This is a genomic window from Micromonospora sp. NPDC005163 (assembly GCF_053599835.1).
The window spans coordinates 1-1,295 of record NZ_JBSFYP010000165.1 but is presented as its reverse complement, the minus strand read 5'-3'; the positions used below and the strand labels follow the sequence as shown (position 1 = coordinate 1,295).

Genomic DNA, 1,295 nt, shown 5'->3' with positions numbered 1-1,295 from the left:
TTCTCGAAGGGCGCCTGATCCCAGACCAGGTCGAGGAAGGTCGGGCCGTCGGTGCCGGGTGAGGTGATTCCCTGCACGGGTACGTCGTAGTTCGGCAGGCCGTCGTTGCGCTTGTGGTTCGGTACGCCGGTGTCGACCGAGCCGAACACGATCGTCGGCTCGACCCTCCGGAAGTACGACGAGGCGGCCTGGGCGTCGCCGATGTAGTACGGCCGCAGGGTGAAGCCGTGGGTGGTGAAGAGCAGGTCACCCCCCGCCGTGGTGCTGGCCTGGGTGATCGCCGCGCGGGCGTAGTCGCCGTCGCGCTTGAGGTGCCGGTAGAGGGAGAGTTCGCGGTAGTTGCCGCTGCCGGGGTTGCCGAGGATCTGCATGAGGAGGGGCCCCCAGAAGATCGACTGCGTGTCGGGACGGTCGATCGCCCGTTCGATCCGGATGCTGAACGGCATCCGGATCTCGATGGTGTCGCCCGGCGCCCAGGTACGGCTCAACGTCAGGTAGCTTGCGGGTTTCGCGTCGACGTCCTGGCTGACGCCGTTGATGGTGACGTGGAAGCCCTTCTGCACCCAGCCAGGCACCCGCAGCTTGATGTCGAGCGGCCCGCTGCCGTTGACGGTCAGCCTGGTGTGGTCCTCGCGCGGGTAGCTCGTCTCCTGAGTGACGGCGAAGCCCTTCTCGGCCCAGGTCAGGGTCGACGGTACGTACAGGTTGACCCACAGCGTCGTGCCGTCGGCGGACTTGAAGTAGATCGTTTCCTGGTACTTGGTGTGGTTCTCCAGGCCCGTCCCGCCGCAGCAGGTCCCGGTGTTGCCGTAGCTGCGGGTGATGCCCGGGGTCAACGGTTGGAAGTAGGTGACCTGTGGGTTGTTGACGCTGGTCGTGTCGGCCCGCGAGCCCGCGATCTGGTTGAACAGCCCCCGCTCGTAGTGGTCCATGTACGCCGGGTCGTGCTCGTGCAGGAACAGATTGCGGGCCAGCTTGAGCAGGTTGTACGCGCTGCAGGTTTCCGCACCGCCCTGGGCGATCGAGTTCGCGATGTTGTCCCGGTTCTGGAACAACTCGGTGTTGTTGTTGGAGCCGGGGTAGTTGCCGCCCAAACCACCGTGTGCGTACCTGCGGTGCGGCACGAGCATGCCGAAGAAGTTCTTGGCGGCCTGGAAGTACTCGGGGTCCCCGCTGTGCTCGTAGACACGCATGTAGCCGACGAACTGCGGCATGTGCATGTTGACGTGCAGCCGATCCGGGCGGCGCCGACCGGGCCTGGTGGCCGGCGTCGTGACCAGGATGTCGCGGTTCTC

At 65.9% G+C, this 1,295-nt stretch carries 1 protein-coding gene; it reads right to left on the bottom strand.

The genetic code is table 11. The annotated features are described in order from the left end of the window. On the bottom strand, positions 1-1,295 hold a 1,295-nt coding region (locus tag ACWD6N_RS37735; protein ID WP_450006760.1), incomplete at both ends, for a beta-L-arabinofuranosidase domain-containing protein.